At 63.4% G+C, this 23,483-nt stretch carries 30 protein-coding genes and 1 pseudogene; 21 read left to right on the top strand and 10 right to left on the bottom strand.

Translation table 11 applies throughout. From position 1 onward, the window contains the following. Positions 1 to 3: 3 nt before the first annotated feature. The 6 genes and pseudogenes from HGP13_RS06605 to HGP13_RS06585 all read right to left on the bottom strand — a co-directional run bounded on the left by HGP13_RS06605 (position 4) and on the right by HGP13_RS06585 (position 4,501). Positions 4 to 1,134 carry a sterol desaturase family protein gene (locus HGP13_RS06605; RefSeq protein ID WP_172223014.1) on the bottom strand — a complete coding sequence of 377 codons (1,131 nt, stop codon included), beginning with the start codon at positions 1,132 to 1,134 and terminating at the stop codon, positions 4 to 6. Positions 1,135 to 1,322: 188 nt separating this feature from the next. Then, the gene (locus HGP13_RS38515; protein WP_281410999.1) at positions 1,323 to 1,502 is read right to left on the bottom strand and encodes a hypothetical protein; all 180 of its coding nucleotides are present in this window, start codon (positions 1,500 to 1,502) and stop codon (positions 1,323 to 1,325) included. Between the two features lie 86 nt (positions 1,503 to 1,588). Then, positions 1,589 to 1,870 (bottom strand): annotated as a pseudogene (locus tag HGP13_RS38510) (chloramphenicol phosphotransferase); the annotation flags it as partial. 17 nt (positions 1,871 to 1,887) lie between these two features. Further along, the gene (locus tag HGP13_RS06595) at positions 1,888 to 2,742 is read right to left on the bottom strand and encodes a lytic transglycosylase domain-containing protein (protein ID WP_172223011.1); all 855 of its coding nucleotides are present in this window, start codon (positions 2,740 to 2,742) and stop codon (positions 1,888 to 1,890) included. Positions 2,743 to 2,747: 5 nt separating this feature from the next. After that, entirely contained in the window at positions 2,748 to 4,001 is a 1,254-nt protein-coding gene (ispG, locus tag HGP13_RS06590) for a flavodoxin-dependent (E)-4-hydroxy-3-methylbut-2-enyl-diphosphate synthase (RefSeq protein ID WP_172223009.1), read from the bottom strand. A 320-nt stretch (positions 4,002 to 4,321) separates the two neighbouring features. Next, positions 4,322 to 4,501, bottom strand: a complete 180-nt coding sequence (locus tag HGP13_RS06585) for a YdcH family protein (protein ID WP_010911953.1) — start codon at positions 4,499 to 4,501, stop codon at positions 4,322 to 4,324. A gap of 240 nt (positions 4,502 to 4,741) precedes the next feature. Here HGP13_RS06585 and HGP13_RS06580 point away from each other — a divergent pair, with 240 nt between their 5' ends. After that, positions 4,742 to 4,945: a YdcH family protein gene (locus HGP13_RS06580; RefSeq protein ID WP_172223006.1), complete on the top strand. Its 204-nt coding sequence runs from the start codon at positions 4,742 to 4,744 to the stop codon at positions 4,943 to 4,945. Between the two features lie 10 nt (positions 4,946 to 4,955). Here the strand turns inward: HGP13_RS06580 and HGP13_RS06575 are convergent, their stop codons facing one another. Further along, the gene (locus HGP13_RS06575; RefSeq protein WP_172223004.1) at positions 4,956 to 5,744 is read right to left on the bottom strand and encodes an IclR family transcriptional regulator; all 789 of its coding nucleotides are present in this window, start codon (positions 5,742 to 5,744) and stop codon (positions 4,956 to 4,958) included. A 171-nt stretch (positions 5,745 to 5,915) separates the two neighbouring features. On the opposite strand from HGP13_RS06575, the gene HGP13_RS06570 reads away from it, so the two are divergent. From HGP13_RS06570 to HGP13_RS06505, 14 genes are all read left to right on the top strand, one after another. After that, positions 5,916 to 6,746 (top strand): transporter substrate-binding domain-containing protein, encoded by an 831-nt coding sequence (locus HGP13_RS06570; RefSeq protein WP_172234627.1) that lies wholly within the window; start codon positions 5,916 to 5,918, stop codon positions 6,744 to 6,746. A gap of 70 nt (positions 6,747 to 6,816) precedes the next feature. Then, a complete protein-coding gene (locus HGP13_RS06565) occupies positions 6,817 to 7,482 on the top strand; it encodes an amino acid ABC transporter permease (protein ID WP_172223001.1) in 666 nt (221 codons plus the stop codon). A gap of 1 nt (position 7,483) precedes the next feature. Then, positions 7,484 to 8,134, top strand: coding sequence for an amino acid ABC transporter permease (locus HGP13_RS06560; RefSeq protein WP_172222999.1), 651 nt, complete (start codon positions 7,484 to 7,486; stop codon positions 8,132 to 8,134). A 4-nt stretch (positions 8,135 to 8,138) separates the two neighbouring features. Then, positions 8,139 to 8,927: an amino acid ABC transporter ATP-binding protein gene (locus tag HGP13_RS06555; RefSeq protein ID WP_172222997.1), complete on the top strand. Its 789-nt coding sequence runs from the start codon at positions 8,139 to 8,141 to the stop codon at positions 8,925 to 8,927. Positions 8,928 to 8,995: 68 nt separating this feature from the next. Continuing rightward, entirely contained in the window at positions 8,996 to 9,457 is a 462-nt protein-coding gene (locus tag HGP13_RS06550) for a RidA family protein (RefSeq protein ID WP_172222995.1), read from the top strand. A gap of 25 nt (positions 9,458 to 9,482) precedes the next feature. After that, positions 9,483 to 10,688 carry an aminotransferase class V-fold PLP-dependent enzyme gene (locus HGP13_RS06545; RefSeq protein WP_172222993.1) on the top strand — a complete coding sequence of 402 codons (1,206 nt, stop codon included), beginning with the start codon at positions 9,483 to 9,485 and terminating at the stop codon, positions 10,686 to 10,688. 140 nt (positions 10,689 to 10,828) lie between these two features. Further along, on the top strand, positions 10,829 to 11,032 hold the full coding sequence (locus tag HGP13_RS06540; protein WP_172222991.1) for a hypothetical protein: 204 nt from the start codon (positions 10,829 to 10,831) through the stop codon (positions 11,030 to 11,032). Between the two features lie 37 nt (positions 11,033 to 11,069). Further along, positions 11,070 to 11,609 (top strand): sigma-70 family RNA polymerase sigma factor, encoded by a 540-nt coding sequence (locus HGP13_RS06535; protein WP_172222989.1) that lies wholly within the window; start codon positions 11,070 to 11,072, stop codon positions 11,607 to 11,609. After that, complete coding sequence (locus HGP13_RS06530) at positions 11,606 to 12,505, top strand: anti-sigma factor (protein WP_172222987.1); 900 nt, start codon at positions 11,606 to 11,608, stop codon at positions 12,503 to 12,505. The genes HGP13_RS06535 and HGP13_RS06530 overlap by 4 nt, the downstream gene beginning before the upstream one ends. Positions 12,506 to 12,691: 186 nt before the next feature. Continuing rightward, positions 12,692 to 13,681 carry a sugar phosphate isomerase/epimerase family protein gene (locus HGP13_RS06525; protein WP_172222984.1) on the top strand — a complete coding sequence of 330 codons (990 nt, stop codon included), beginning with the start codon at positions 12,692 to 12,694 and terminating at the stop codon, positions 13,679 to 13,681. A 13-nt stretch (positions 13,682 to 13,694) separates the two neighbouring features. Beyond that, positions 13,695 to 14,570 (top strand): MurR/RpiR family transcriptional regulator, encoded by an 876-nt coding sequence (locus HGP13_RS06520; RefSeq protein WP_172222981.1) that lies wholly within the window; start codon positions 13,695 to 13,697, stop codon positions 14,568 to 14,570. Continuing rightward, on the top strand, positions 14,567 to 15,466 hold the full coding sequence (locus HGP13_RS06515; RefSeq protein ID WP_172222978.1) for a ribokinase: 900 nt from the start codon (positions 14,567 to 14,569) through the stop codon (positions 15,464 to 15,466). The genes HGP13_RS06520 and HGP13_RS06515 overlap by 4 nt, the downstream gene beginning before the upstream one ends. 102 nt (positions 15,467 to 15,568) lie before the next feature. Further along, positions 15,569 to 16,066, top strand: coding sequence for a 5-(carboxyamino)imidazole ribonucleotide mutase (purE, locus tag HGP13_RS06510; protein WP_172222975.1), 498 nt, complete (start codon positions 15,569 to 15,571; stop codon positions 16,064 to 16,066). Next, the gene (locus tag HGP13_RS06505; RefSeq protein WP_172222972.1) at positions 16,063 to 17,139 is read left to right on the top strand and encodes a 5-(carboxyamino)imidazole ribonucleotide synthase; all 1,077 of its coding nucleotides are present in this window, start codon (positions 16,063 to 16,065) and stop codon (positions 17,137 to 17,139) included. The genes purE and HGP13_RS06505 overlap by 4 nt, the downstream gene beginning before the upstream one ends. Positions 17,140 to 17,154: 15 nt before the next feature. Here the strand turns inward: HGP13_RS06505 and HGP13_RS06500 are convergent, their stop codons facing one another. Next, complete coding sequence (locus HGP13_RS06500; RefSeq protein ID WP_172222970.1) at positions 17,155 to 17,574, bottom strand: lysozyme inhibitor LprI family protein; 420 nt, start codon at positions 17,572 to 17,574, stop codon at positions 17,155 to 17,157. Between the two features lie 232 nt (positions 17,575 to 17,806). Between HGP13_RS06500 and ykgO the strand changes: the two genes are divergently transcribed. The 4 genes from ykgO (at position 17,807) to HGP13_RS37760 (ending at position 20,160) form a co-directional block, all read left to right on the top strand. After that, complete coding sequence (gene ykgO / locus HGP13_RS06495; RefSeq protein WP_006327841.1) at positions 17,807 to 17,932, top strand: type B 50S ribosomal protein L36; 126 nt, start codon at positions 17,807 to 17,809, stop codon at positions 17,930 to 17,932. Between the two features lie 109 nt (positions 17,933 to 18,041). Next, positions 18,042 to 18,650: a hypothetical protein gene (locus HGP13_RS06490; protein WP_172222967.1), complete on the top strand. Its 609-nt coding sequence runs from the start codon at positions 18,042 to 18,044 to the stop codon at positions 18,648 to 18,650. A 247-nt stretch (positions 18,651 to 18,897) separates the two neighbouring features. Beyond that, positions 18,898 to 19,965: an alpha/beta hydrolase gene (locus HGP13_RS06485; RefSeq protein WP_172222964.1), complete on the top strand. Its 1,068-nt coding sequence runs from the start codon at positions 18,898 to 18,900 to the stop codon at positions 19,963 to 19,965. Positions 19,966 to 19,971: 6 nt separating this feature from the next. Further along, entirely contained in the window at positions 19,972 to 20,160 is a 189-nt protein-coding gene (locus HGP13_RS37760; RefSeq protein ID WP_246707300.1) for a hypothetical protein, read from the top strand. Positions 20,161 to 20,506: 346 nt separating this feature from the next. On the opposite strand, the gene pyk is transcribed toward HGP13_RS37760, so the two are convergent. Together pyk and HGP13_RS06470 are read right to left on the bottom strand one after the other, a co-directional pair. After that, entirely contained in the window at positions 20,507 to 21,943 is a 1,437-nt protein-coding gene (gene pyk / locus HGP13_RS06475; RefSeq protein WP_172222962.1) for a pyruvate kinase, read from the bottom strand. Then, on the bottom strand, positions 21,940 to 22,386 hold the full coding sequence (locus HGP13_RS06470) for a DUF1036 domain-containing protein (protein WP_246707430.1): 447 nt from the start codon (positions 22,384 to 22,386) through the stop codon (positions 21,940 to 21,942). Before HGP13_RS06470 ends, pyk begins: the two co-directional genes overlap by 4 nt. Here HGP13_RS06470 and HGP13_RS37755 point away from each other — a divergent pair. After that, positions 22,343 to 22,531: a hypothetical protein gene (locus tag HGP13_RS37755; protein ID WP_246707504.1), complete on the top strand. Its 189-nt coding sequence runs from the start codon at positions 22,343 to 22,345 to the stop codon at positions 22,529 to 22,531. The two genes, HGP13_RS06470 and HGP13_RS37755, sit on opposite strands and share 44 nt — an antisense overlap. A gap of 143 nt (positions 22,532 to 22,674) precedes the next feature. Then, positions 22,675 to 23,472 carry an N-formylglutamate amidohydrolase gene (locus HGP13_RS06465; protein ID WP_172222956.1) on the top strand — a complete coding sequence of 266 codons (798 nt, stop codon included), beginning with the start codon at positions 22,675 to 22,677 and terminating at the stop codon, positions 23,470 to 23,472. The last annotated feature ends 11 nt before the right edge of the window (positions 23,473 to 23,483 follow it).

Genomic DNA, 23,483 nt, shown 5'->3' with positions numbered 1-23,483 from the left:
AATTCAGCCGCGCCGAAAGGGATACAAAAATTGCCGCCAATATCCCTTCGGCACGGGGTGGCCGTGGATGCCATAGCCCTTCGGCCATCGTCCCTCAGGCAGATGGTAGGTACCGAACAGCCGGTCGAGCAGCGGGAAATGGATGGCGAAGTTGACGTCGAACGCCTCTTTCTCGAGGCCGTGATGCCAGTGGTGATAGCGCGGCGACACCAGCAGTTTTTCGGCCGGGCCAAAACTGGTTCCAATGTTGGAATGGATGAACGACGAATACACATAGACGATCAGGATATAGGTCTGGATCGCCGATTCATCGAACCCCAGCACGAACATCGGCGTGGCGGTCAGGCTGCGCAGCACGATGATTTCCAGGAAATGCATCCGCGCGCCGGCAATCCAGTCCATCGACTTGGCGGAATGATGCACGGCATGGAAGTTCCACAGAAAGGGAATGCGGTGGAAGGCCCGGTGCACCCAATATTGGGCGAGGTCGGTGAGGAACATCACCGCCACCAACTGCACCAACCAAGGCAGGTCGTGGACCCAGGCGCGCACCGAGCCAAGACCGCCCTGCGCGTTGACCAGATTGGACGGCGCCAAGGTCAAATAGGTCAATATCTGCACCAGCAGCGACGAGACCAGATAGTAAAACAGGTCTTCGCGCCATTCGTCGCGGAACACCGTCTGGTCTTTGTTGCGGGCGAGAATGCGTTCGAGCGGAACAAACAGCACACCCATGAAGAGCGCGTTCAGAATGAAGAAATCGAGACCGAAGAAGACGCCGTCAATCTGCAACTGATGACGAACCGGCAGCATGCCGAGCAGCGAGGCCAGCAGCACGGTGAACATCGCCGCCGCGCCGAGCGTCTTTTCCCTGCGCAGCATCATGCTCAGTATGGCCAGGATATAGCCGGAGATGAGCACGAAATAGAGCACCGGCTTGAAGAACAGCATCTGATGGATAGGCGCCAGATCCGGCATCGAGGTCAGCGACGGGTAGCGCAAGACGATGACCATCAGCAGGCCAGTGACTCCGGCAAGCAAAGCAATCGAGCCGGACAGCCAGCCGGAACCGAATGGCCGCTTGGAGCGCGGCGTTTCGAGTTCGCCGACAATCTTTCTAAGGAAATTTGCCATCGGTATGATGCCCCCTGGTCAAAGGGCGCGAACATAGCTGGGCCGGAAATACTGGTCCTGCCTTTGCTATAGCACAACTTGTTAAGATTTAATCGACGCTGCTCTGACCGACGCCGCTTGCTGCAACGTCAGCTGCGGGCATTGTTGTTAAGTGGTGAAAGCTGTCGCCGTGATAAGAGATGCCTCCGCTATAGATGGAATCTTTGCTGGATGCGCTGGGCGCATTCGAGCGGCGTAAGCCGACTGGTGTCGACTTCGAGATCATAGCGTGTTCCCTTGTGCACCCGGTCATACTGCCAACGCGCCAGCCCCGGCAGCCTGTCTGCTCGCTGGGCTTCGCGGACCTCCAGGACCTCCAGCGGCGCCATGACGCCGACCAGATGGAGGTCGAAGGCAAGAGTTCGACATAGTCCGATATCCCGCCATTGCACAGAACCTCATCGAGGATGAGGTTGTTGCCCTGCCCGGCCATGGCGGCGACGGCGTGGCGCATGCCGCGCAGGGTTCTTTCGCCCACCGGTCCGACCCTGATCACAACCGCGGACTTGCCGTCCTGTTTAACGGTTTCATAGGAGAAACCATCGGCATGGTCCTGCAAGGCATCGGGCAGCATGTCGAGAAAACTGTCCATCTGGACATGCAGGAACGGTGCGGCGGTTATTGTCTGCAACGCCCTGGCGATCGAACTTTTGCCGGCGCTGCCGACGCCATTGAGCAGGACGATCCTTGCTTTCACGCCGATGCTCCTTCGAACTACCGGTTGCGCACCACCACGCAGGCCCCGCCAACGCTCTGCAATTTCTGGCAGATAACGTTGGCCGTGGCACGATCGTCGATGCCGATCCTGACGGCATAGATGCCGCGTCGGCCGATCGGCGTGCGCACCCGGCTCACCACCGGAACATGGCCGGCGAGCAAGGCCGGAAACCGGCTCCTCACCCGAAGCCACTGGTTGATCGCCGCCCCGCGCCTGAAATTGCCGGCGACCTGGACGCCCCACGGCTTTATGTTGATCGAGGCCATCGCCACGGTCTGCGACATGATCACCGGTAGCTTGCGGCAGGCAACCGCAAAGCTCGCCTTCTTGTCGAGCGGCTGGATGGTTCCGGCATAGCTGGTATCGGCGAACTTGTCCGCTGGCTCGCCCATGATGTCGAAAACATAGCTCTCGGTCTCCATCGGCAGGAAGCCGCCCGAGCCCAGCCAGCGCGACACCCGGCTTTCGCCGGCATTGTAGGCGGCCGCCGCCAGGCCAAGATTGCCATAGCTGGTCTTCATTTCGGCGAGGTATTTCGCCGAGGCCGGGATCGCCTGGTTGATGTCGAAGGAATTTTCGAGCCCTCGCATCTTGGCAGTGCCCGGCATGAACTGGGCGATGCCCTCGGCGCCGACGGGGCTGACGGCGTCGGGGTCGAAACGGCTTTCCTTCCAGATCAGCCGGGCGAAGAAATCCCTGGGCAGGCCGTTCTGGTCGGCATGGGCCTGGATCAGGTTGCAGACCTTGTCGATCAGCCTCTGCTTGGCCGATTGCGGCGGATCGGCCTCGACAAAAGTCGACCAGGCCATACCGCACAGGACAATCAGCGCCGCCCAGAGGAAACGCTGCATATGGTCTACTCTGCCGCGGCTTTGCCGCCGCGACCGAACCTCTGATCTATATAGTCGGCGACCATTTTCTCGAAATCCGCCGCGATCGACGGTCCGCGCAGCGTCGCCGCCTTCTTGCCGTCGACGAAAACGGGCGCCGTCGGCGTCTCGCCGGTGCCGGGCAGCGAAATGCCGATATCGGCATGCTTGGACTCACCCGGGCCGTTGACGATGCAGCCCATCACCGCGACCTTGAGGTTCTCGACGCCTGGGTATTTTTCGCGCCACACCGGCATGTTCTTGCGCAGATCCGCCTGGATGTTCTGGGCGAGCTCCTGGAACACGGTCGAGGTCGTGCGGCCGCAGCCGGGGCAAGCGGCGACGATCGGCACGAACTGTCTGAAACCCATGGTCTGCAGCAATTCCTGCGACACCTGCACTTCGCGCGTGCGGTCGCCATTCGGCTCCGGCGTTAGCGAGATACGGATGGTGTCGCCAATGCCTTGCTGGAGCAGGATGCCCATGGCGGCGGACGAGGCGACGATGCCTTTCGAGCCCATGCCGGCTTCGGTGAGGCCGAGATGCAGCGCATGGTTGGAGCGGGTCGCGAGTTCGGTATAGACGGCGATCAGGTCCTGCACGCCGCTGACCTTGGCCGACAGGATGATCTTTTCGCGGCCGAGGCCGATCTCTTCGGCCATCTCGGCCGACAGGATCGCCGACTGCACGATCGCCTCGCGCGTCACTTCCTGCGCCGTCAGCGGAAAACCCTTGTCCTGGTTGTCGTCCATCAGCCGGGTCAACAACTCCTGGTCGAGCGAGCCCCAGTTGACGCCGATGCGCACCGGCTTGTCGTGCTTGATCGCCATCTCGACGATAGCGGCGAACTGCCGGTCCTTCTTGTCCTTGAAGCCGACATTGCCGGGATTGATGCGGTATTTGGCCAGCGCCTCGGCGCAGGCCGGATGGTCGGCGAGCAACTTGTGGCCGATATAGTGGAAGTCGCCGACCAGCGGCACGTTGATGCCGAGGCGCAAAAGCCGCTCGTGAATGCGCGGCACGGCGGCGGCACTCTCGTCGCGGTCGACGGTGATGCGCACGATCTCGGAACCGGCACGATGCAACGCCGCGACCTGCGCGACGGTCTGATCGATATCGGCGGTGTCGGTGTTGGTCATCGACTGCACGACAACCGGGGCGCCGCCGCCGACGACCACGCCGCCCACATCGACGCCGACCGAGGTGCGGCGGGGGAAAGGAAAAGAAAAATATCCGGTCATGCCGGCAGCCTTTTGTCTCTGGGGCGCCGTGCGCCCGCTTGGACGCGCAAGGTGCGCTCCGGGCCGATGCGCTGAGGTTCGGGCATGAGGTGGAGGAGCAAAGATGGCTTGTCAATGGCGACAGGTCGCCACTGGCCGCATTTGATCCCCGCCGGCGACCTAAAAGCAGGGCCCGGCCCGGCGATGGTCAGGCATGATACAGGTCTGAAAGGATATTAGCTGCGGCTTATGGCTCGGTGCTGAAATCAAACCGACCACACCGGCGGCGATCGCCGCCGGCAAGGAAGACCGCAATAGTGGGCGGCTATGTCAGTCAGTCATCAATGCGTGGTCGGTTGCGCTTTCAGTTTCTCAATCGCATCCTTGAGTGCCAGCTTGCGTCGCTTGAGATTCACGATTTCGAGGTCGTCCACCGACGGGTGGTTCATCGCGTCATCGATTTCGCGTTCGATGTCGCCGTGTTTCCGCTGCAACTCATCAAGATGGGAAGCAAGAGACATGATTGGTTCTCCCTTTCATGGTTTCCTCGATTGCTACCGCCAAAGGCGCGTCCACCGCAGGTCGCTTCTGTGACGGCACAATGACACTTTGCCACCTTCCGACTGCGATGTCGAATGCTGCGTGGTAGCATTCCACGGCAATGTGAAATGTGATATGGCGTGCGCGCCGGTGGCAGAGATTGCCGCCCCCGCCCAATCAGGCCCAGTTTTTGGGCGCCGCAGACGTGCAGACGGTAGAGAATGTCCGATCAGGAAAAGGCCGATATTCGCCTCGAATTTTCCCGGCTGAAGCAGGAACACGCCGATTTCGACGCGGCGATCAACGCGATGATCGCTACCAACTGCGATCCCCTGCAGATTCAGCGCATGAAAAAGAAGAAGCTGGCGCTCAAGGATCGGCTGATGACCCTGGAAGACAGGATCATTCCCGACATTATCGCCTGAACGCTTTCCCCTATCCGCCGATCGAAAGCCGGCCGGCGCGATCACGCAGCAGGCCGATGAGACTGCCCGTCCGCTCGTCCGACGTGTCGATGGGGACCACCAGACACATCGTCGCCTCGACCTTGCCAGGCGCTGAAAAGACCGGCACGGCAAGGCATTTCGTATAGGCATCGACCAGGCCCGAAGTGACACAGTAGCCGGTCACCCGCGCCTTGGCGATATCGTCAATGAAATCATCGAGACGCAGCTTGCGGCCGTCGGGCAGCAAGAGATCGTCGTCAGACACCATGGCTTCGATCTCGGCCCGCTCCAGCCCCGCCAAAAGCAACCGGCCAGACGCGGTCCACGGCAGCGGTATCTGCAGGCCGGTGGCGGAGCTGATACGGAACGGCCGGGTGCCCGGGCTTGCGTGGACGATGGTGTAGCGGCCGCTCTGCAGCATGCACAATTCCGACGTCTCGCCGGTCTCCCGTGACAGATGGTCGACCTCCTGGCGCCCGCGCCGCAACAGGTCGTTGCCGCGCACGTAATCCATTCCGTAGAGATAGAGCTTCTTGCCGAAATAGACGCGGTTGCCGTCGCCTTCCATCTCCAGCAGGCCGGCGTCGACCAGCGAGCGCACCAGGGTGTAGGTCGTCGAACGCGGGGCATTCACCCCCTTGGCAAGGTCGCCAATGCCGATCGCCCGCTGCGTCGTGTGCAGAAAGTCCAGGATCTCGAGCACCCGGTTGAGCCCCTTCTCGCGGGAAGCCGTGGTCTTTTCGTCAGCTGAAACTGCCAAGGCATTGCCATCTTGCATTGTCGATTCCTAGTGCTAGTATCTGTCTTGTACAGGATACATGCGTCTCTTGTAAGAGACAATCTTACCCTAATCACCGTCGCGTGTATTGCCTGTGCGTAGGGGAACACAACACGAAAGGAGGTCGCCGTGAACGACACATCCGGAAGACGTGATTTTCTGAAATTGGGAATGGCGGGACTGGCCACCGCCGGCGTGCTGGCAACCGTCGATGCCCAGAAGGCCGCTGCCCAGGCCGCATCCGACAGTCTGCTGCGCACCGTACTCGACCGCGGCAAGCTGATCGTCGGCACCGGCAGCACCAACGCGCCTTGGCATTTCGAGAATGATGCCGGCGAACTGGTCGGCATGGACATCACCATGGGGCGCATCCTGGCCAAGGGCCTGTTCGATGATCCGACCAAGGTCGAGTTTGTCATGCAGGACCCGGCGCAGCGCATTCCCAACGTCACCACCAACAAGGTCGACATCACCATACAGTTCATGACGATGACGGCGCAGCGCTCGCAGCTGATCAACTTCACCCGGCCATACTACGTCGAAGGCGTTGCCTTGCTGACGCTGCCCACCGCCGAGAACAAGACCTTCGACAAGTTGCTTCCCGGTGGCGCGGCGACGCGCATCTCCATCCTGCAGAATGTCGATGCCGAAAGCTCCGTCCACTACGCCTTGCCGCAGGCGCAGGTGCTGCAGATCGACACCCAGGCCAATGTGCTGCAAGCGCTGGAATCCAAGCGCGCCGACGCTGCCGCGGTCGATCTGTCCACCGTGCGCTGGCTCGCCTCGCGCAATCCGGACAAGTACTTCGATGCCGGCAAGAGCTGGTATTCAATGCTCTACGGCGCGGCATTGCGGCAAGGCGATCTCGACTGGCTGACCTTCGTCAACCAGACCTTCACCATCGCCATGTTCGGCCATGAATCGGCGCTCTACGACGCCGCCTTCAAGGATTATTTCGGCCAGGAGCCGCCGGCGCGCCATCCCGGCTTCCCGGTGATCTAATCCCATTGCGGAAGGGCGGCATTCCGCCCTTCCGCAATCTATTCGACGCCCTTCACATCGAGGCGGACGTATGGGCTATGCCCTCAATTTCAATCTGATCTGGCGGCATTTCGACAAGCTCTGGGGCGGTCTGCTGCTCAGCCTCGAGCTTGCGGTGATCTCGATCGCCATCGGCGTCGTCATCGGCCTGGTGCTCGCGGTCTGGTATGTCTCGGCCGGTCGCACGGTGCGCACGGTCATCGCTGCCTATGTCGAATTCATCCGCAACGTGCCGCTGATCCTGCTGGTCTATCTCGTCTTCTACGGCCTGCCGACCGTGGTTGACCTGGCCTACAGCGCGCCGACCTCGTTTGTCCTGACGCTGTCGGTCTATAGCGGCGCTTATCTGGTCGAGGTGTTTCGCTCAGGGCTAGAGGCCGTCCCCCGCGGCCAGCTCGATGCCGGCAAGGCAATCGGCCTTACGCCCTGGCAAAGGCTGATCCACGTGCGCCTGCCGACCATGCTGCGCATCACGCTGCCGGCGCTGTCCAACACCTTCATCTCGCTGTTCAAGGACACCTCGATCGCCTCGGTGATCTCGGTGCCGGAGCTCACCTTCGGCGCCCAATGGATCAACTTCAACACTTTCCGCATCGTCGAGGTCTATCTGGTGACGACGGCGATGTATCTGGTGACCGGCTACATCCTGCTTTTCGGGCTCAGGCTCGTCGAGCGACGGTTCAGGGCGGCGCGCTGACATGCTGAGCCAGATCCTCTACGCCCTACCCTTCCTCGCCAAAGGCTTCGCCCTGACCTTATGGGTGTCGCTGCTGGTCGTCACCCTGTCGCTTATCGCCGGCGTCGTGCTGGGTGTCGGCCTGGTCTATGGCCCTGCCCCGTTGCGCTGGGCGGTGCGCATCTTCTCCGACACCATCCGCGGCATTCCGATCCTGGTCTTGATGTTCTTCGTCTATTACGGCCTGCCCGCCATCGGCCTGCATCTGCCGTCCTTCTGGGCCGCCGTGCTGGCGCTGACCCTGTTCAAGACGGCGCAGGTCATCGAATATCTCAGGGGCGCGGTCGGCTCGATTCCGAAAGGCCAATCCGAGGCCGCGATGGCGATCGGTCTGACCTTTCGCCAACGCCTCACCTACGTCATCTTTCCGCAGGCCTTCAGGCGCTTCCTGCCGCCCTGGATCAACGGCGTCACCGATGCGGTCAAGGGCAGCGCCCTGGTGTCGCTGCTCGGCATCACCGATTTGATGCAGGCCATCAACCAGGTCATCGGCCGAACCTATGAGGCGATGCCGCTCTATATCATCGGCGCGCTCATCTATTTCGCGGTCAACTACGCGCTCTCGCTCGCCAGCCGACGGCTCGAGCGGCGCTTCTCCTTCATTCGGGAATAGCACGATGTCCGACGCCCCCAGTCCCGCGCTGCTCGACGTGCGCGATGTCTCCAAGGCCTTCGGCCCTGTCGAGGTGCTGCGTTCCGTCAGCCTTCAGGTGAACCGCGGCGAGGTGGTGACCGTCATCGGCCCCTCCGGCAGCGGCAAGACCACGCTGCTGCGCTGCGTCAACTTCCTCGAAAGCTACGACTCAGGCTCGATCCGCATCGACGGCAAGGAGGTCGGCTACCTCTCAGCCGGAACGCGCCAGCGCCGCAGCGAACGCGACTTGGCCAGCATGCGCGCCGAGACCGGCATGGTGTTCCAGAGCTTCAACCTGTTTCCGCACCTGACGGCGGCCGGCAACATCATGCTCGGCCTCACCAAAGTGCGCGGAAAGAGCCAGGCCGAGGCGCGCCAGGTCGCCGAACATTGGCTCGGCCGCGTCGGCCTCGCCCACAAAGCCGACAGCCTTCCTGCCGAACTCTCCGGTGGCCAGCAGCAGCGCGTCGGCATCGCGCGCGCCGTGGCGATGGAGCCGAAAATCCTTTTGCTCGACGAGATCACCTCGGCGCTCGACCCCGAATTGGTCGGCGAGGTCCTCGCCGTAGTGCGCAGCCTCGCCGAGGACGGCATGACCATGCTGATGGTGACGCACGAAATGGCCTTCGCCCGCGACGCTTCGAGCCGCATCGTCTTCATGGCCGATGGTGGCGTCAGCGCCGTCGGCCCGCCCAAGGAGATCCTCGCGGCGGAGACCAGCAACGAGCGCCTCCGTACCTTCCTGGCGCGCTTCCGCGCCTCGCATTTCTGACATTGGACGGTCGACGCCATTTACTTTCGACATCGGATGGCCGAAGCCATCCAAGGGAGCCTTCTTCCATGACGCCTTACATCCGGCTCGCCGAACTCGGCCTGACGCTGCCCGAGCCGCCGACGCCCATCGCCAACTTCGTCACCCATGCCGAGAGCGGCCGGTTGATCTTCCTGTCCGGCCAGGGGCCGCTGCGCGCCGACGGCACGCTCTGCACCGGCAAGGTCGGCGAGGATGTGACGGTCGAGCAGGCCTATGAGCATGCGCGCTTGACCGGGCTCAACCTGCTTGCCGTCATGCATGCCGCCGCCGGCGATCTCGGCCGCATCGTGCGCGTCGTCAAGCTGCTCGGCTTCGTCAACGCGACGCCGACCTTCAGCGACCACCCCAAAGTCGTGAATGGCTGTTCCGATCTTTTTGCCGATGTCTTCGCTAATATTGGCGGCCACGCCCGATCGGCTATCGGCGTCGGCTCGCTGCCTAGAAACATCACAGTCGAAATCGAAGCGGTCGTCGAGATTGCCGCTTGACCTGCCACCCACGGGATCTGCTCACATGAAAACCACCTCCGCCGCCGGCTCCAACACCACCATCCGCGAACGGCTCGGCCTTCGCCCGATCATCAATGTCTCGGGCACCATGACTGCGCTCGGCGCATCGATCATTGTTCCCGAGGCGATCAGCGCTATGGCCGAAATGGCTTCGCAATGGGTGGAGATGGACGACCTGCAGCGCGCCGCGAGCACGGTCGTCGCGCGCCTCACCGGCGGCGAGGCCGGCTTCATCACCGCCTGCTGCGCCAGCGGCATCACCATGGCAATCGCCGGTGCGATGACGGGAACCAACCTGCTTGCCATCGAACGCCTGCCTGACGACACCGGCGACCTCAAGACGGAGGTCGTCATCCAGCTTGGCCACATCGTCAATTACGGTGCGCCGATCGACCAGTCGGTCCGTGTCGCCGGCGCCAAGGTGGTGCCTGCCGGCACGGTCAGCGTGACGCAGGACTATCATGTGCGCGAAGCGATCAACGACCGCACGGCGGCGGGCCTTTATGTCGTCGCCCACCACACCGTGCAGTACGGCATGCTGTCGCTGGAGGAATTCTGCGAGATCTGCCACGCCAAGGGCGTGCCGGTGATCGTTGATGCCGCGTCCGAATACGATCTGCGCGGTTTCCTGGCGCGCGGCGCCGACGTCGTCATCTACAGCGGCCACAAATTCCTGAGCGGACCGACCAGCGGCATCGTCACCGGCCGCAAGGACCTGGTGCGATCAGCCTATCTGCAGAACCGCGGCGTCGCCCGCGCCATGAAAGTCGGCAAGGAAAGCATCGCCGGCACCATGGCAGCGCTGGAAGCCTGGGAGAAGCGCGACCATTCCGGCATCCGCCGGCGCGAGGAGGCGGCGCTCAATCTATGGAAAGACGCGTTGCAGGGACTGCCGGGCATCTTTGCGAAAATTATCCCGGACCCGACCGCCAATCCGCTCGACCGGCTGCAGATCTTCGTATCGCCCGAGAGCCGCTTCAGCGCCGCCGGCCTCACCTCGGCGTTGGCCGCAGGCTCGCCGCCGATCATCGTGCGCAACCACGAAGTCGAGCGCGGCCATTTCTTCCTCGACCCCTGCAACCTCCATCCCGGTGAAGCGGAGATCGTCGCCGAACGCCTGCGCGCCATATTGACCGCGAAGGACCGTCCCGCCGATGCGATGAAGGTCGCCCGCAAGGATTCGTCCGGCGTCTTGCGTTGGCCAGATTGAGCGCCAAACCGACCAAAGATCCCCAAAAGCGCCGGCTGATCACGCGACTGTGAACAGCCGGATTTGTTCGCGGCGGGAATAAACCGGCGCCGTGACAAGTCTCTTCAGCATACGCCACGGCTGGCGTTGAGGAGATCGGCATGCCCCGTCAATGCGAAAACAGCGACCATGGCTGCGGCACCGACCGTGATCATGCGCTGGCGCGCATAATCGTCATCAGTCTCTCTTCCATGGCGCTTGACACTGGTGATGCAGATGAATTCACTTTCAGCGGGACAGGCAACTTTACCTGTTACAGGGGGCTTTCCCCCCACGAGCAGGCCAAGGTCGCCGTCGCATCTTGAGGCGGCCCGGCCCGGAGTATCGGATCATGGTGCTGCGTTGAGCGAGAGGGCCCTGGCAGAACGTTTCAACCAGGTGGTGCTGCCGCATCTCGGCGACGCGCTGGCGCTTGCCCGCTGGCTGACCGGCAATGCCGCCGACGCCGAGGATGTGGTGCAGGACGCCTGCATCAAGGCGCATGCCGGCATAGCAGGCTATGCCGGCGGCAACGCCCGCGCCTGGCTGCTGACCATCGTGCGCAACACCTCCTACACCTGGATGGCGCGTAACCGGCCGCGTGGCATGCTGGCGGTCGGCGACCTCGGCGATCTCGACGACATGGCGGCGGCACACGGCACCAGCCTGCCCGACGAAGACGGCCCGGAGGCGAGCCTGATTGCCAAGGCTGATACGGCAGCACTGGAAGCCGCGATCGCTGCCCTGCCGCAGCCGTTTCGCGAAACGCTGGTGCTGCGCGATATCAACGGCCTCAGCTATCGCGAAATATCGACCATGCTTGGCGTGCCGATCGGCACGGTCATGTCGAGGCTCGCCCGCGCCCGTGGCCTGCTGGCGTCTGAACTGGGGAAAGCGTCATGACGCACGACGACGGACTGCCCAACGATCCCGAAGGTATCAGACTGATGATCCATGCCCTTGTCGATGGCGAGCTTGATGCGGCGGCCGCTCTTGCCGTCGAGCGTCGCATCACCGCCGACCCCAAGCTTGCCGCCGAGCATGCCCGCATTGTCGCCTTGCAAGGCGCGGTCAGCCGCCTGCCGCGCCCCGATGTCAACGACGCGTTTCGGGCCCGCATCGCGTCGATCGGCATGGCGAGCACCGGACAGCAGGCGCCGGTCGAGGCGGAGCCCCAGCGGGATACGCCGTCGGCGCTGTCGGGGTTGATTGCAGGCGGCGGCCAGAGGCGAGACGCCGGAACACGCCCCTCCCAAACGCGTGCACAGCCAAGGGCGCGCCGTTTCGGCTCGTTCGACTGGCGGGCCATGGCGGCGTCGATTATGATCAGCGCGGTGCTGGCCAGCGGGGCGACACAATGGGTGATGCAGAGCGGCGTCGACGACGGCTTTGCCGCCGCGGTCGCCAGCGGCCATCGCCGCAGCCTGCTTGCGGCGAGCCCGATCGACATCGTCTCGTCCGACCGCCACACCGTCAAACCATGGCTTGATGCCCGCATCGGCGTCTCGCCGCCGGCGCCGGACCTTGCCCAGGACGGCTTCGCGCTGATCGGCGGCCGGGTCGAGGTGATATCAGGTCGGCCGGTGCCAGCCCTGGTCTACCGTCACCGCGAGCACCTGATCACGCTGGTCGCCGAGCCACAGCAAGGCGGCAAGACCACTCAGCCCGACGACCTGTCATCAGGCGGCTTCTCGATGGTGCACTGGAGCGACGGCGCCTTCTCCTACTGGGCGATCTCCGACATGGAGCGCCCCGAACTCGACGACTTCGTCGCCCGCTTCCGTAAGGCGGCTGTTTGAGGGCAGTCCTGCCCCATTGTTGATCCTAACGCTCTGAGGCAGTCGCCCGACCGGGAGACTGCCGGCGCGCCCGTGCGTGCTCAGCCCCGGCTACAAGCCGGCTCGCCGGGCCTCGCGGTTTCCCTCAAACAATAACTTTACAAATATTTTTATTTATGTGAAGTCATGACGATTGAAGGGTCGACCATGACAGCCAATCGTTTCGCCACGCGTCTCAATTCCTTTGCCTCGCGGCCGCAGGCCGAATGGCCCGCCCTTACCGGAAAGCCGTCGCTGATGCAGATGGCGGCGCGCGCCGCCAAGGTCGAGGGGCTTACCGATCTCGACCTCAACTTCCCTGACCATGTCGGTGAAAAGCCCGTGGAAATCGCGCGCAAACTGGGCGATCTCGGGCTTTCCATTAACGGCTTTGCCATGCGCTACTATTCCAACCCCGCCTTCAAGCTCGGCGCCTTCACCAATCCCGATCCGGCGGTGCGCCGCGAGGCCATCGATCTGACCAAGGCCGGCATCGACGCCACGCGTGAAGCCGGCGCCAGCCTGATGACGCTGTGGCTGGGACAGGATGGCTTCGACTACGCCTTCCAGGCCGACTATGCGACGCTCTGGCAACACGAGATCGATGGAATTCGTGAAGTAGCGGCGCATGATCCCGACTGCCAGATCAGCCTGGAGTACAAGCCCAACGAGCCGCGTTCCTATTCGCTGATACCGGATGCCGCGACCACCTTGCTGGCGATCCGCGAGGTCGGCCTGCCCAATCTCGGCGTCACGCTCGACTTCGCCCATGTGCTCTACGCCGACGAGCAGCCGGCCTTTGCCGCTGCCCTCGTTGCCCGGCACAGCAAGCTGCTCGGCGTGCATCTCAACGACGGCTACGCCAAGCGCGACGACGGTCTGATGGTCGGCGCCGTGCACACGCTGCAGACGATCGAATTGCTGCGCCAGATCCGCCACGACGGCTACGCCGGCGCCATTTATTTCGACACCTTTCCCGACATGACCGGGCTCGATCCGGTGCGCGAGTGCGAGGTCAACATCGCCACCGTGAAGCGCATGCTCGGCGTCGTCGAGCGGCTCGACAAGGACAACCGTCTGTCATCCGCCATCGACCGCCAGGACGCAGTCGCCACGCAGTCCATCGTCCAGGAGATCATGCTCGGGGCGATCGCGTAACGAGGGGGCGTGGATGACCTTGAGCTGGCTGGACCTGAAAGCGGTAGGACCGCGCATCCGCATGATGATGCCGCATCTCACCCCACTGGAAGCCAAGGTGGTGGAAACCGTCTTCGGACGGCGCGGCTTCGACGAGACGATCCCGTTGAAGCAGATCGCCGAGGAGTCCGGCGTGTCCGAGGCGATGGTGGTCAAGATCGCCAAGAAGCTCGGCTTCTCCGGCTACCGCGACTTCCGCACCGCCGTCTATGAATACAGCCGCCTGCCGACCGCCGAGATGCACCAGGAATTGTCGTCCGACGACAGTTCGGCCGAGATCGTGCAGAAAGTGTTCCGCACTTCCATCCAGGCGCTGGAGGAGACCCTCGCCATCCTCGATATCGAGGATTTCGACCGCGCCGCCGAGCTGCTCTTCCGGGCGAAGAACCGCGACTTCTACGGCGTTGGCGGTTCGGCGCAGATCGCGCGCGACGTCTCGCACAAATTCCTGCGCATCGGCATCCGCGCATCGGTCTACGACGATTCGCACATGATGCTGATGTCGGCCTCACTGCTCGGCGCGGATGACATTGCCGTCGGCTTCTCGCATTCGGGCAACACCTCGGCCGTCATCGACGCGATCCAGCTCGCCCGCAAGAATGGCGCCCGGACCCTGGCCATCACCAATTACGACAACTCGCCGCTGGCCCAGGTCGCCGACATCGTGCTGTGTTCGACCGCGCAGGGCTCGCCGCTTATGGGCGAGAACGCGGCGGCGCGCATCGCCCAGCTCAACATTCTCGACGCGCTGTTCGTGGCAGTGGCGCAGCGCGACTACCAGGCAGCGGAGCGCAATCTCGGCCGCACCATGTCGGCGGTGACATCGAAACGAAAAGACCGGGGCTCATGACGCCGTCGACAACACCGCTCGTCACTGTCTTCGGCAGCCTGCATTACGACATCATGGTCGACGCCCCCGACCGCCCGCGCAAGGGCGAGACGGTGACCGGCCATGCCTGGCACCCGAAATGCGGCGGCAAGGGCGGCAACCAGGCGGTTTCAGTGGCACGAGCCGGCGCCAGATCCGCAATGATCGGCGCCGTCGGCGACGACGATTTCGGACGCGCGCTGCTGGGCAATCTCGATCGCGCCAAAGTCGACCGCAGCTTCGTGCGGGTGGCAACAGGCGTTGGCTCCGGCATGAGCGTGGCGATCTTCGACAGTGATGGCGACTATGGCGCGGTGATCGTCTCCGGCAGCAATCTCACTCTTGGCGAAAGGGATGTCGCGGCCGCTTCCGAAATGATCGCCCGAACGGCGGTGCTCCTGTTGCAGAATGAGGTGCCGGAAGCCGCCAACATTGCCGCTGCGTACGCGGTGAAGGCGCAAGGTGGCCGCGTCGTGCTCAACGCGGCGCCGGCACGCAAACTCTCAGACGACTTGATCGCACTGGTCGACATCCTCGTGGTCAACGCCATCGAGGCGGAATTCCTGGCCGGCATAGCGGTGGTCGAGACGCTCGACGGTGCCGCGCAAGCGGCACGGCGTCTGGTCGATCTCGGTCCCGTGGTGATTGTCACCGCGGGCGGCGAGGGCGTCGCCTGTTGCGACCGGAACGGCGAGGCCTTCGCGTTGCCGGCCATCCCGGTCAAGCTCGTCAGCACGCATGGCGCGGGCGACGAATTCGTCGGCGCTTTGGCCGCGGCATTTGCCCGTGGCGAGGACATGCGAATGGCCGTCACCGCCGCCAACGCCGCTTCGGCCCTTCTGGTCTCGACGCCCGAAGCCGAGCGTCAAAGCATCTAGTAGGCTGGTTTCCGCCTTGCCGGGCGGCAGGCATGCCTGCCTATCCTTGCCGTCACTGCCAAATTCCGCTAAGGCGCGCCTTTGTCGCCGGGGAGCACGAGCTTGGACGATCAACGCGCCGACGTCGCCATCATCATGGGCAGCCAATCCGACTGGGCAACGATGCGCCAGGCGGCCGAAACGCTGGAGGCGCTGGGCGTCCCGCACAAGCGGCTGATCATCTCGGCGCATCGCACGCCCGACCGCCTCTATGAGTTCGCCAAGGGCGCCAAGGCCGCCGGCTACAAGGTCATCATCGCCGGTGCCGGCGGTGCGGCGCATCTGCCCGGCATGACGGCGGCTATGACGCCGCTGCCGGTGTTTGGCGTGCCGGTGGAATCGAAGGCGCTTTCGGGGCAGGATTCGCTGCTCTCCATCGTCCAGATGCCGGCCGGCATTCCCGTCGGCACACTGGCCATCGGCAAGGCGGGTGCGGCCAATGCTGCCTTGCTGGCTGCCGCGGTGCTGGCGCTGAATGACGACAAGCTTGCCCAGCGCCTCGATGCCTGGCGCGCCGCGCAGACCGCCAAGGTTGCCGCTGAACCGACGGATACGCCGTGAGCCTGCCCGCCGGATCGACCATCGGCATCATTGGCGGCGGCCAGCTCGGCCGCATGTTGGCGATGGCTGCCGCCCGCCTCGGCTACCGTACCGTCGTGCTGGAGCCGCAGCCGGATTGCCCGGCCGCGCAGGTCGCCAACCGGCAAATAACAGCCGCCTATGACGACCGGGCGGCGCTTGCTGAGCTGGCAGCGGCGAGTGCCGTCATCACCTACGAGTTCGAGAACGTGCCCGTCTCAGCCGCCATTTCGCTTGGCGCCCAGGTTGCGGTCTATCCGCCGGCGCGTGCGCTTGACGTGGCGCAGGACCGAGTGAGCGAAAAGACCTTCCTCAACGGCATCGGCATCGCCACCGCCGATTTCCGTGCGGTTGACACTGATGAAGAGCTGACGGCGGCGCTGAAAGCGTTCGGCGGCAGCGGCATATTGAAGACGCGGCGCATGGGCTATGACGGCAAGGGCCAGCGGGTCTTCCGCAACATGGAAACGGGTGGCTTTGCCGGCACCTGCGAGGCGATGGGCAATGTGCCGCTGATCCTCGAAAGTTTCGTGCCTTTCGAGCGCGAGATTTCGGTGATCGCCGCGCGTGGATTGGACGGCGCTGTGGCTGCCTACGATCCGGCCGAGAATGTCCACCGCAACGGCATTCTCCACACCTCCACCTTGCCTGCCAGTGTCAAACTTGACAGGGCTGACGCGGCGCGCGCAGCGGCGGCAAAAATCCTGTCGGCGCTCGATTATGTCGGCGTCATCGGCGTCGAGTTCTTCGTGCTGGCCGACGGTTCGCTACTGGCCAATGAGATCGCGCCACGTGTGCACAATTCCGGCCACTGGACCGAAGCCGCCTGCATCGTTTCGCAATTCGAACAGCACATCCGCGCCGTTGCCGGCCTGCCGCTCGGCAGCCCGGACCGCCATTCCGACTGCGTGATGGAGAACCTTATCGGGAACGACGTGTTGCGCGTGCCGGCCCTGCTCGCCGAGCCTGACCTGATGCTGCATCTCTACGGCAAGGCCGAGGCGCGCCCCGGCCGCAAGATGGGCCATTTCACCCGTATCAGCTCGCGTACCTAAATGCCGGACACGAGCCTATTGCACCTCGTCGCTGTCCTGGTCGGGACTGGCGCAACTCGCATCACCCTCCTTGCAATTGGCCGAGGCCGCAAGCTGCTTGATGCGATCATTGGTCAGCCTGGTCAGGCATTGCGAAACCTCCATCGCGTGGATGGAACCGCCTGTGCTGGCGGCGGTGGTGTGCGCGCACTCGGCGTCGCGGAAGCTGATCCAGGCCCGCTGTGCCGCCTGCAGCAGTCCCTTCTCATCGGCATCATCTGAGCCGATCAGCGCCTGATAGGCCGCATTGAGCTTGGCGTCGGCGGCCTGATAGTCCTCGCCGGCACAGATGTTCATCATCTGCTGGCTGTCGTCAGAGCGATCGCATTCCTGAGCGCGAGCAACCGAAGCTCCCGCCAGCAGGACAAGGCAGGCAGACAGGAGTTTTCGGCGCATCGTCGTCCCCCAAATCACTTGAAATACACGGCATCATCCCAGCCGGCCCATGGCCGCGCAATGCCGCACGACCGACATGGCGGATATTTGATGATATGGGGGTGTGGAGCACGCTTGCGGTTGACACGGACAAGGCTCCTCGTTTATGAGCCACCCACCGTTGAAAAGGCGCGTCTTCTGGCGCGCCTTATAATTTCGACCCGGAACCGGGTTCACACCGACAGGCAAGACCATGAAGATCAAGAATTCGCTTAAGGCGCTGAAGGCGCGTCATCGCGACAACCAGCTGGTTCGCCGCAAGGGCCGCGTTTACATCATCAACAAGACCGCCCCGCGCTACAAGGCACGCCAGGGCTGAGTTTTAGGCCGGAGGCTTTTTGCCTCCGCCCATTGATGTTTGTCGGCCTGCCGAACAACTCACGGTAAAATCACTTTGCTGTTCCGCCGCCCGGGACTAGGATCGGGCGATGCGGATTCTTTTTGCATTTTTGACAGCTCTGCTTGTTTCCGGCGCCATGAGCTTGCCGGCCAGAGCCGCGGACGATCAGCCGGCGGCGCCGGCCACCCCGGATGCTCCGGCCGCGCCGATGACCAAACAGGCCCGGCTCGACAAGCTGTTCTCCGACCTCAAGCGCGAACGCAACGAAAAGGCCGCCGAACGCATTGCCGGCAACATCTGGAGCGAATGGTTCCAGTCCGGCAGCGCCTCGATCGACCTGATGATGCTGTGGTCGCAAAAGGCGATGGACAATCAGAAGTTCGATGTCGCGCTCGATTTCCTCGACCAAGTGGTGACCTTGCAGCCGACCTACGCCGAGGGCTGGAACCGGCGCGCCACGGTCCATTTCATGATGAAGAACTACGGCAAGTCGATGGCCGACATCGACCGCACACTGCAGCTCGAACCGCGCCATTTCGGTGCGCTGTCGGGTCTGGCGCAGATCATGGCCCTGACCGGCCACAAACAGTCGGCGCTCGAAGCCTGGCAGAAGGTGCTGGCCATCTATCCCATGATGCGCAGCGCCCAGGACCAGGTCGCAACGATTTCGGAAGAGCTTGCCGGCGAAGGAATTTGATCCCTGAAGGCAGTAGGGGAATAGGACAGTAAGGCAGTAGGGGTTGAGGAACACACTTCCTACTGCCCTACTGCCCTACTGCCCTACTGCCCTACTGCCCTACTGCCCTACTGCCCTACTGCCCTACTGCCCTACTGCCCTACTGCCCTACTGCCCTACTGCCCTACTGCCCTACTGCCCTGCTGCCCTGCTGCCCTACTGCCCATCCCCCCAAAACTAATCCGGTCCCACCCCCGTATATCCCCGCATGAACCTGATCTACGCCGCGCTCGCCTTCCTTTTCGCACTTGTCTTCACCCTGGTCGGCGTTACTCGCGTCGGCTCGTGGCTGATCGAGCGCCGCTATCAGCCGATCGGTGAATTCGCCGACATCGGCGGCGCGCGCATCCACTATGTCCACATTCCCGCCCCGGCCAATGCGGACCTGCCGCCGATCGTCTTCATCCATGGCGCCAGCGCCAACCTCCGGGATCAGATGTTGCCGCTGCGGCCACTGCTCGAAGGCCGCACTGAGATGCTTTTCTTCGACCGACCGGGCTTTGGCTGGTCCGGGCGCGGCCCCGGCAATAATGAGGATCCGTCGGCGCAGGCCAACACCATCGCCACCCTGATGGACCGTCTCGGCATCAAGAAGGCGATCATCGTCGGCCATTCCTTCGGCGGCGTGGTGACGGCGGCTTTCGGCCGCGAGCATGCCGACAAGACGCTCGGTCTCGTCTTCCTGGCACCGGCGACCCATCCCTGGCCGGGTGGCGCGACGTCCTGGTACTACGACTTGACCACCATTCCTTTGATCGGCCGGCTGTTTTCCGAGACACTGACCTACCCGGCCGGAACGCTGCAAATGGCCGATGCCACGACCTGCGTGTTCTCGCCCAACAAGGTGCCGGACAATTATCTCAACACAGCCGAGATCCCGCTGGTGCTGCGGCCGCCGGCCTTTCGCGCCAACGCCACCGACGTTGCGGGGCTCTATGCCTATGCACTTGGCGCCGCACCACACTACAACCAGATCACCGCGCCGACCGTGGTCATCTCCGGCGACCGCGACAAGGTCGTCTACGCGCATATCCATTCCGTCGGCCTGGTGCGCGACATAGCAGGCGCCGAACTCGTCTGGGTGCACAATCTCGGTCACAAGCCCGACTGGATCGCCGCCGACCTCGTCGTCGGTGCCATCGGCGAGGTCGCCGGCAAGGACGTCGATCTGAAGGCGATGGCCAGGACAGTGGAAGCCCGGATCGCCGGCGACACCTATGGCGCCGGCAAATGCGCCGACCTCAAAGTCCCTGAAGCCGAACTCGCCCCGACCTGACAGGGCATGTATGTCCTGAAGCACGGCATCAAGAAAAACCCTGAAAAATTCTGGGCGCTGCCGGACCGCATCTTCTTCGGTTACGGCGCCTGTCCCATCCTGGCGGGTACCTTCCTCAAATACCTCCCATGGACGGATTTTACGGCGAGCGGATCATTCCGGGTGGGGATTTTTCCGGAAACCATATCTTTGTGACGAACGGCGTGATCGCCTTCGACTACCACGGCTATTCCATCCGTGAGCGGCTTCTGGAACACCATCGAAGAGGATGGGCTTCGCACGGCGCCGGTTGGCACTGCACGCTGGAAAGGGTCGATTTCGATCTGCTCGACACCGCCGAAGTCAATCGGAGAAAGATGCGAGGTCCGGATCAGTATCTATGGGACCCTGTCCCGCGCGCTGTTCGGTTCCTTGGGCGCATAGAGCACGCCAAAACCGCGGCAAGAGTGCTTGCAATTGCAACGGGTCCGAGCAGTTCGGCCCCTGGCGTACAGACTTGAAGCGCGACGCGCTTCAAGTCGATGTTTGGAGCAGACCGGGCTTAGTGGCCGGCCTGTGCTTCCGACCCGACATAGGCGATGCGCAGCATGTTGGTCGAGCCGGGCGTCCTCAGCGGCACACCGGCCGTGATGATGACGCGATCGCCCGGCTTGCCGAAGCCTTCTTCCAGCGCAATGCGGCAGGCGCGGTTGACCATGTCGTCGAGATCGGTCGCATCGGGCGAGACAACGCAATGCGTGCCCCACAAGAGCGACAGCCTCCGCGCGGTGTTGAGGATCGGCGACAGCGCTATGATCGGCACCTGCGGCCGTTCGCGCGCGGCGCGCAGGCCGGTGGTGCCGGACGCCGTGTAGGTGATGATCGCCGCCAGTTTCAGCGTCTCGGCGATTTCGCGGGCGGCCAGCGAAATGGCATCCGCGCCGGTCGCTTCCGGCTCGGAGCGCTGAGCGTTGATGATGCCAGCATAGGTCGGGTCGGTTTCGACCTTGGTCGCGATGCGGTTCATCATCGCCACGGCTTCGACGGGATAGGCGCCCGCCGCCGATTCCGCCGACAGCATGATGGCGTCGGCACCCTCGAAGACGGCGATCGAGACGTCGGACACTTCGGCGCGGGTCGGCACCGGTGCGGTGATCATCGATTCCAGCATCTGCGTGGCGACCACCACCGGCTTGCCGGCGCGGCGCGCGGCGCGGGTGATCTGCTTCTGGATGCCGGGCACGGCTTCCAGCGGCATTTCGACACCGAGATCGCCGCGGGCGACCATCAGCGCGTCGGACAGTTCGATGATCTCGGCCAGGCGGGCGACGGCCTGCGGCTTTTCGATCTTGGCCATGATCAGCGCCCGGCCGCGCGCGATCTTGCGCGCCTCGGCCAGATCTTCCGGCCGCTGCACGAAGGACAGTGCGACCCAGTCGACGCCCGTGGCGAGCACCGCGTCGAGGTCCTTGCGGTCCTTCTCGGTCAGCGCGCCGACCGGCAGGTCGGTATCGGGCAGGCTGACGCCCTTCTTGTCGGAAATCGTGGTGCCGGCAATGACGGTGCAGACGATCGACTTGCCGTCGCTCTTCACCGCCTTCAGTTCGAGCTTGCCGTCATCGATCAAAAGACGGTGACCAGGCTCGACCGAACTCAGGATTTCCGGATGCGGCAGATAGACCCTGGTCGACGTGCCGGGCTCCGGATTGTCGTCGAGCGTGAAGGTCTGGCCTTGTGTCAGCACTTCCTTGCCATTGGCGAACTTGCCGACGCGCAGCTTGGGGCCCTGCAGGTCGGCGAGGATGCCGATAGGCCGGCCGACCTTTTCCTCGACGGCGCGGATGCGGCCGACCAGCGTGCGCATCAGTTCGTGATCGGTATGGCTCATATTGATGCGGAACACATCGGCGCCCGCTTCGAACAATTTCTTCAGCATCTCCTCGGAAGAGGAGGCCGGACCGATTGTGGCTAGGATCTTGACCTTGCGGCTGCGTCTCATTGACTGTTGGTTCCCGGGGCGGCTGGAGCGCCTCCCGTTGCGGGCTCATCGGTCAGCTGGACCATCCAGCTTGCCTGTTCGCCCGTGTCATATTCCTGAAATCCGGCGCGCTGGAAGCCCCGGGCGACGCAGTCGTTTACGCCGGCGATCTTGAACTCTTTTTCAGCCACGCACATGTTGATCGGGCCGTCCCAGCGTCCACCGCGCTCTGCGTCTTCTGCATAAAGATAGTAAAACCTTGATGACAGCGGCCCTTCGATCAACGTCTTGCAGCTCGATCCTTCAATGTGCCACCAGCCTTCGGTGATCCAGCCGGCCTTGGCGCGATAGCCGATGCCGACACCGACCAGGTTCTGTGTGGCGTTGCAGACGCGGAAATCGGCGCGCGCCGGCGAGGCCATGACCATCGCCGACAGGCCAATGGTCAAGGTCAGGAGCGGCATGGCAAAGGCAGAGCGCATGCGCTGCCTGCCGGCGGAACCCATCCCAAAACCCCTCAACAACCACATCAGCATCTCTCTGCGCCCCTTTTCGGAAAAGTCCGGGCGCATGTCAACGCGCCGTTTTGATCAATTCCAATCGATTTAGGAAGGCTGCCGGCGCACTATCCGTCGCCCCTTGCCAGATTTCCCGGGAAACCTTGGCCAAACAACGGCATTGCACACGCGTCGTCTTCGTGGAATGACGATAGCACCCTCCCCGGAAGCCAGCGAACAGACCATTTCCCGCCAATGACCCGATCCACAGTTTTCGCGCCTCTCGACATTGTCGAGGGCGACCGCAAGCGGGGCATCGTGCTTCTGGCCGATCATGCCCGCCGCGACCTGCCCGACGAGTATGGCAGCCTCGGCCTGCCCGCGGCGGAATTAGACCGCCACATCGCCTACGATATCGGCGTCGAGGCGGTGACGCGCGAGCTCGCCGCCTCGCTCGGCGTGCCGGCGCTGATCGCCAATTTTTCACGGCTGTTGATCGATCCCAATCGCGGCGAGGACGATCCCACGCTTATTCGCCAGCTCTATGACGGCACCGTCGTGCCGGGAAACTATCCTATGGCGCCGGAGGAACGCGAAAGGCGGCTCGACCGCTTCTACCGGCCCTATCACGACGCCGTCGGCGCCATGATCGCTTCCGTCGCGCAGGCTTCTGGCCAGGCGCCTTTCATCTTCTCGGTGCATTCCTTCACGCCAGTCATGCAGGGCAGGCAGCGTCCCTGGCATGTCGGCATTCTCTGGGATCTGGACGACCGGGTAGCGCGGCCGCTCATCGATATGCTGGCCGAGGACAAAAAACTCCTCGTCGGCGACAATGAGCCTTATGACGGCGCGCTGCGCGGCGACACCATGTTCAAACACGCCATCGTCAACGGCTATGCCCACGCGCTGATCGAGATCCGCCAGGACCTGATAGCGGATCAGAAGGGCGCACTCGACTGGGCCGAGCGTCTGGCGCCGATCGTTGACGCGATCGACCGTCGTCCCGATATACATGTCGTGAAGATGTTCGGCTCTCGCACCGGGCCGTTATAACGGAGGTTTCG

The organism is Mesorhizobium sp. NZP2077 (genome assembly GCF_013170805.1).
In the GTDB taxonomy this organism is placed as follows: Bacteria; Pseudomonadota; Alphaproteobacteria; order Rhizobiales; family Rhizobiaceae; genus Mesorhizobium.
Note: the sequence above shows the minus strand (reverse complement) of the source record. Positions and strands in the feature narration are given on the sequence as shown.